Origin of the sequence: Lutibaculum baratangense AMV1 (genome assembly GCF_000496075.1) — a bacterium.
GTDB lineage: Bacteria > Pseudomonadota > Alphaproteobacteria > Rhizobiales > Tepidamorphaceae > Lutibaculum > Lutibaculum baratangense.
In genome coordinates, this window is record NZ_AWXZ01000015.1 from 153,189 (window position 1) to 159,545 (window position 6,357).

Here is a 6,357-nt window from a genome sequence, read left to right on the forward strand (position 1 = left end):
GGCCATGTGCGCGGCCGCGGCGACGCCGCAGCGCCGGGGCGACGCCGCAGCGCCAGGGCGAGGCGCGAGCTACCGAACGTTCCTCCCGCCTCAACGTTGACGTCACACAAGTTCAAGCCGGGGAGGCCGCATGCGCATCGCGTTCCACAGGCACGCGCGAGGACCGTTGAGCCGGGCGGAGGGCGTCTGGGATCGCACGCGCTTCGCCGTCAAGAACCGGCTCGGCCTCGTCGAGCCGCCGATCGTCATTCCCTATCGCGGCTTCGGCGACGCGACCCGCTACTGGCTCAAGGGGCGGGTGCTCGAGGATCCCGGCATCTCGCAGGAGGCGGCGGAGCACTCGCTGAGGCAAAACCTCTGGCTCACCTACAAGCGCTACGAGACCGACGAGGTGCCTGACGCCCGTCTCGCATGGCGCTTCGGGGAGCGGAGCGGCGAGGTGACGACGGACGAGGAGGGGTACTTCGAGACGACGATCGAGCCCGGCGGCGCGCACGACACCGGCAGGGCGTGGCAGGCGGTCGAGGTCGAGCTTCTCGACAGCCCCGTCCGGGGAACGAGGCCTCACCTCGCCCGGGCCATGGTGCGCACACCCGGGCGTGATGCCTCCTTCGGCATCATCTCCGACATCGACGACACGATCGTGGAGACGGGGGCGACGAACCTCGTCAGGCACTGGCGCACCGTCATCGCCAATTCGGCCCAAACCCGCGTCGCCTTCCCCGGCCTCGCGGCCTTCTATCGCGGCCTCGTGGGACCGGGCGAACGCAACCCCGTCTTCTACGTCTCCTCGAGCCCGTGGAACCTGTTCGACCTCTTCGAGCGCTTTCTGCATCTCCGGGGCATCCCGCACGGGCCGATGCTGCTGAAGGATTTCGGTCTGACGCAGACGCGCTGGCTGACGGGCGGGCACCACGGTCACAAGAGCGAGATGATCGAGACCATCCTCGCAGCCTATCCCGCCCTCCGCTTCATCCTCATCGGCGATTCCGGCCAGCGCGACGCCTTCATCTACCGCGACATCGCCAAGGCCCATCCCGGCCGGATCGCCGCGATCTACATCCGCGAGATCAAGGGCGGTCGCCACCATGCGCTCGTCGAGGAGGCGCTGGAGGAAGCGCGCGGGCTCGGCGTGGACACGGCCTGCGGCGACGACCTGTGGGTCGCGGCCGAACATGCCGCGGAGCGCGGCTGGCTCGGTGAAGAGCATCTCGAGACGGTCCGGCGCGACGTGAAGCGCGACGAGGCCGCCTGAGCCGGCGTCGCGCCGCGCGTACCAGCCATGCAACCTCGCTGCCGCCCGCGCGCCGGGGGTGACACGGACCCTGCGGCATGCGAAAGAGTGCGGGAACAAGAGTTTCTCGCGGATGCACGCGCCGCTTCGCGGATGCGGCATGCCCCTTAGCCCCAGGGAAAGCGATGGTTCAGCTCACCCTCCCGAAGAACTCCAAGATCACCAAGGGCAAGTCCTGGCCGAAACCGGAAGGCGCCAAGAAGACCCGCGAGTTCCGCGTCTATCGCTGGAACCCCGACGACGGCCAGAACCCCCGTATCGACACGTTCGAGGTCGATGTCGAGGATTGCGGGCCGATGGTGCTCGACGCTCTTCTCTGGATCAAGAACACGGTCGACCCGACCCTGACGCTCCGCCGCTCCTGCCGGGAGGGCGTGTGCGGGTCCTGCGCGATGAACATCGACGGCATGAACACGCTCGCATGCACGAAGGGCATGGACGAGATCGAAGGGCCGGTGAAGGTCTACCCCCTGCCGCACATGGCGGTGGTCAAGGATCTCGTGCCCGACCTCACGATGTTCTACGCCCAGCAAGCCTTCATCGAGCCCTGGCTCCAGACGAAGACGCCGGAGCCGGAACGGGAATGGCGTCAGAGCCATGAGGACCGCGAGAAGCTCGACGGCCTCTACGAGTGCATCCTCTGTGCCTGCTGCTCCACGGCCTGCCCGTCCTACTGGTGGAACTCCGAGCGCTATCTCGGGCCCGCCGCGTTGCTGCAGGCGCGGCGCTGGCTCGTGGATTCCCGTGACGAGGCGACGGACGAGCGGCTCGACAAGCTCGAGGACCCCTTCCGCCTCTACCGCTGCCACACGATCATGAACTGCGCCCAGACCTGCCCCAAGGGACTGAATCCGGCCAAAGCCATTGCCGAGATCAAGGAAATGATGGTCGCCCGCCGCACCTGACGGGCTGCCGCCGCGTCTCTTGAAGCCGGACGCGGCCACCGCGTCCGGCTTTGTCGTTCCGCGGCGGTCCCCGGGGCGTCGTATTGCACTGCAGCGGCGCCTTGGGGCCGGCATGAACCTGCGGATCGGCGACATCGTCGAGACGGTGGCCGAGCTCGAGGCCGGGGCCGACATGGTAATCGTCAGGAAACGAGGCGAGGCGGCCGATTTCGCCAAGGGGCATCTCGGCTCGAACCTCAAGCGGATCGTGCGCTCGTCGAAGAAGCCGATATTCGTCGCCTCCCGCGCCTTCGCTCCCGTCGAGCGCTTCCTGATCGCCTATGACGGTGGCGTCTCCAGCATGAAGGCCCTCGATCACGTGGCGCGGAGCCCTCTTTTTCAGGGGCTGAAGTGCCGGCTGCTCACCGTCGGCAACGAGACGGCGGAGAACACGAAGCGCCTCGACGACGCCCGGCGGGTGCTCGAAGGCGCCGGCTACGCGGTCGACGCCGACATCGTGCCGGGGCAGGCCGACACGGTCATCGCGCAGGCGGTGGAGAACGAGAGGATCGGCCTCCTCGTCATGGGCGCCTACGGCCACTCGCGCATCCGCAGCCTCGTCATCGGCTCCACGACGACCGAGATGGTGCGCTCCTGCCGGATCCCGGTGATGCTCTTCAGGTAGCGGAACCCGCCGCGTCGCGGAGCCAACCTCGCTCGATCATGCCGCGCACCCATTTCAGGTCGCCGCCGAAGGCGACGCCGTGCCTTCCGCCGTCGTCCATGCGCATCGCCCGCGTCATGCCGTACCGCTCCGGCGTCAGGTCCACATCGACATCGCAGCGGACGATGTGAAAGCGGTCAGGGCGGAGGAGAACGAGCAGCGCGATCGCATCGTGCGGGAAGCACCCCTCTATGCCTTCCCACCGTCGATAGCCGGCGGCGTACGCCCTCAACGCAGCTTTCAGCGGCTCCAGCCGCCCGTCCGGGCCTGGCGGCAAGGCCTCGATCGCCGCCCGGGACAAGACGACCTTCCGGCAGATGTCGAGCGGGACGAGCGTCACCGGCACCGTGCCGGCCAGAACGGATCGCAGGGCCTCGGGGTCGGCGTGGGCGTTGAACTCGGCCACCTCGGTGATGTTGCCCCGGTCGAGGAGCGAGCCTCCCATCGTCACGATCCGCACGATCCGGCTCGGCCCGAGGAGCTCCACGAGGCGCGGAGCGTTGCTCGCGGGGCCGATCGCCAGGATCTCGAAGCGAGCGTGCCGTCCGTGCATGGGAAGGAGACGCTCGACCACCGTGTCGAGCGTAGGGAACTCCGGCGGATCCTCGCCGGCGAACACCCGTCTGGCGCCGCCGAGACCGTCTTCGCCGTGGACATCCTGTGCCCCGCGCGAGAAGCCGCAGGACCCAGATGCGGCACCCAGCGCGATGGGGGGCAGGGGGGAGATCCCGGCGAGCCTCAGGGAGTAGGCGATGTTGGAGGCTGCCTGGGCGACGCCGACATTGCCGAAGACCGCGGTGAGGGCGGCGAGGCGGTCGCGGCAGAGGCTGGCCGCCATCGTCAAGGCCAGCATGTCGTCGACGCCGCCGTCGCTGTCGATGATGAGGAGCGGCGGCTTCTTCTCGGAGGGAACGGGCTCCGCGGCGTCGGATCTTGAGAGCATTAGGCTCCGCCGGCGGACGCGACCCTGGTCGAGGCGGGCGACCGGTTCATCAGCGCCTCGATGCGGGCCTTCTCCTTCTCGAAGCCCGCGAGGACGCGACCGTCGAGCACGCGACCGCGCGGCAGTCTGATGCGCATCGGGTCCACGAACCGCCCGTTGACCTTCACCTCGTAGTGCAGGTGCGGTCCCGTCGAGCGGCCGGTCGAGCCGATCTTGCCGATGAGCTGGCCCTGGTGGACGGACTGTCCCTCCTTCACGGAGATCGCCGACATGTGGCTATACGTCGAAAGATAGCCGTTGGCATGCTGGATCTCGACACGCTGTCCGTAGCCGGAGCTCCACCCGGCCTGCACGACCTTGCCGTTGCCTGCCGCGATGATCGGCGTGCCCGTACGCGCCGCCCAGTCGACGCCGGTGTGCATGCGGGAGTATCCGAGGATGGGATGGCGCCGCATGCCGAAGCCGGAGGTGAAGACCGTGTTGGGAGCCGGCTTGCGCAGAAGGAACTTCCGCGCGCTCTTTCCTGTCGGGTCGTAATAGTCCATCTCGCCGTCGTCGGGCGTGCGGTAGCGGTAGAAGCGGTGGGTCTCGCCGCGTGTCGTGATCGAGGCGAAGAGGATCTCGGGCTGGGCCTGCTCGCCGTCTTCGTCGGTATCCGTGAAGAAAACCTCGATCGTGTCGCCAGGGCTCGTCGTGCGCTGGAAGTCGACGTCGAAGGCGAAGATGTGGATGAGCTCGGAAACGAGCGGTTCGGGGATCTCGAGCTCCGCGCCGGTTTCCCACAGCGCGTCGTAGACGTTGGCGCGGGGACCCTGCCGGGCGGAAGCGCCTTGCGAAGGCCGAAGCATCGCGGGCGCGATCACGTTCGCCATGCGCTGGAACCCGTTTCCTGCCAGGGCCACCGTGAGAGGGTGCCCGCGCTCCGAGGGGAGGCTGACCCGGACCGGCCGGTGTCGCTCCGACTCTCCGGCCTGTGCGATCGTCAGTCGCACCTCTTCCCCCGGCCGCAGCGAAGGCGCCTGGCCTCCCCGGCCGAGCGCGGCGAGGATCTCGTCCGCCTCGTCCTCGGTCGCCCCGTGCGCAAGGAGCACCGACCTCAGCGTGTCGCCCGCATTGAGCGTCACGCTCATCTCGTCGGTCGCCTCCTCCGGGAGGGACGCGCCGCTCTTCGCGATCGTCGTGACGTTGGCCCCGAAGCTCGAGACGAGGTCACCCGCTGCGGCCGGACCGAGGCTTGCGGCGGCGGTGGCCCAGCCGGCGGTGCCCGTGCCGACGGGAAAAATCATCGGAACCGCGAAGGCCGTCCCTTCCGGCAGGAAGGCGGCCGTTTCGCGGACCGTCTCCGACACTTCCTCCGGGCTGAGCAGGTCCGCCTCGTCGAACTGCGCGAGCGAAGCCGAGAGGTCGCTGAAGGCGACGGCGACGTTCTCGTCGCCCGGGTCGTCCTGCTTCGTCGCCGGCGCGTCGTCCGCCTTGCCGGCACTGAAGGCGCCGACCTCGGCGTAGATCCTCACGGGGTCGAATTTCGGGGCGCGCTCGGCGTGGTCGCCGCGATTGAGAGCGAGGTTGCCGCCGGCCCGGATGTAGGACCTGACGTTGACGAACTCCTTCCCGCCGACGCTGCGCGTCGAGGACTCCTGGATGACCTGCCGGCTCGCGGCTCGGCGTGGCAGGACGACGAGCCTGTCTGTCTTGCCGGAGCCGAAGGCCGAGGGGCGCTGGAACGCGGCCTCGGCCTGGCCGACCGCCATTCGCGGGGCTTCCGCGAACTGGGCCTGCCGGTCGGCGGCGATGAACAGCGCTCCCGCGATCAGTGTGCCGCCAGCGAGCCCGGTCAGGCACGTGCAGGCCAGCCAGCGAAGATTGAGGAAATGGCGATCCGGCAGCTGGTCCTGCGCGGACCGGGTCAAACCGAGCGGCGGCTCCCTGCCGAGGTCTACGGTTGCCATGGGCGCTGCCAGCTTCTCCTTCTGCCTGTCCTGGCGGACGGGACGGTTATCGTTTGGACCGCCGGCGGCGGGCCATGAAGGCCTGAACGCCGGCCCACGCGAAGCAGGCCATGACGCTCTGCACAGGAGTGGAGGGACGATGCGTCCACGCCCCGACCCTGTCAACTTGCAAAGGCGCCGCGGCGTGTCCGCGGGGCGCCGCCACCGGTGCGAAGCGCGCTCCGGCGACGACCGGCATTGTGCCGCCCAATATGGCGCCTGTGAGGCTTGAGGCACTTTCTCACGAGCCGGAATCCTTGCCCCTCTAGGCGAGAGGGGCGGAGGATGAAAAAAATGCGACGCCGATCGCGAAAGGGCGTTGACGGCGAAAGGGGCACGGATCTATATACGCATCACCGACGGCGACGGGCGCTCTGCTCCTTCCGGGGTTTCGGCCCTGGATGTTTGCCGATTTGGTCTTTACAAGATATCGCGATTGCGGCAGGGCCCTGGGGTTTCGGCTTTGGGGATTGCGGATTGCGCCTTGGGCATTGCCTGAGGGTGGGAGGTTTTGCTGCGTGATT

5 protein-coding genes are annotated in these 6,357 nt (G+C 68.4%); 3 read left to right on the forward strand and 2 right to left on the reverse strand.

Annotated elements, in window-relative coordinates; genetic code table 11:
* The first annotated feature begins 130 nt into the window (after positions 1–130).
* From N177_RS04830 to N177_RS04840, 3 genes are all read left to right on the forward strand, one after another.
* On the forward strand, positions 131–1,255 hold the full coding sequence (locus N177_RS04830; protein ID WP_040485146.1) for an App1 family protein: 1,125 nt from the start codon (positions 131–133) through the stop codon (positions 1,253–1,255).
* Positions 1,256–1,419: 164 nt separating this feature from the next.
* A complete protein-coding gene (locus N177_RS04835) occupies positions 1,420–2,199 on the forward strand; it encodes a succinate dehydrogenase iron-sulfur subunit (RefSeq protein WP_023431127.1) in 780 nt (259 codons plus the stop codon).
* A 112-nt stretch (positions 2,200–2,311) separates the two neighbouring features.
* A complete protein-coding gene (locus tag N177_RS04840; protein WP_023431128.1) occupies positions 2,312–2,863 on the forward strand; it encodes a universal stress protein in 552 nt (183 codons plus the stop codon).
* Here N177_RS04840 and N177_RS04845 read toward each other — a convergent pair.
* Complete coding sequence (locus N177_RS04845; protein ID WP_023431129.1) at positions 2,856–3,845, reverse strand: nucleoside hydrolase; 990 nt, start codon at positions 3,843–3,845, stop codon at positions 2,856–2,858. The genes N177_RS04840 and N177_RS04845 overlap by 8 nt on opposite strands.
* Positions 3,845–5,794, reverse strand: a complete 1,950-nt coding sequence (locus N177_RS04850; protein WP_040485147.1) for a M23 family metallopeptidase — start codon at positions 5,792–5,794, stop codon at positions 3,845–3,847. Before N177_RS04850 ends, N177_RS04845 begins: the two co-directional genes overlap by 1 nt.
* Between the last annotated feature and the right edge of the window lie 563 nt (positions 5,795–6,357).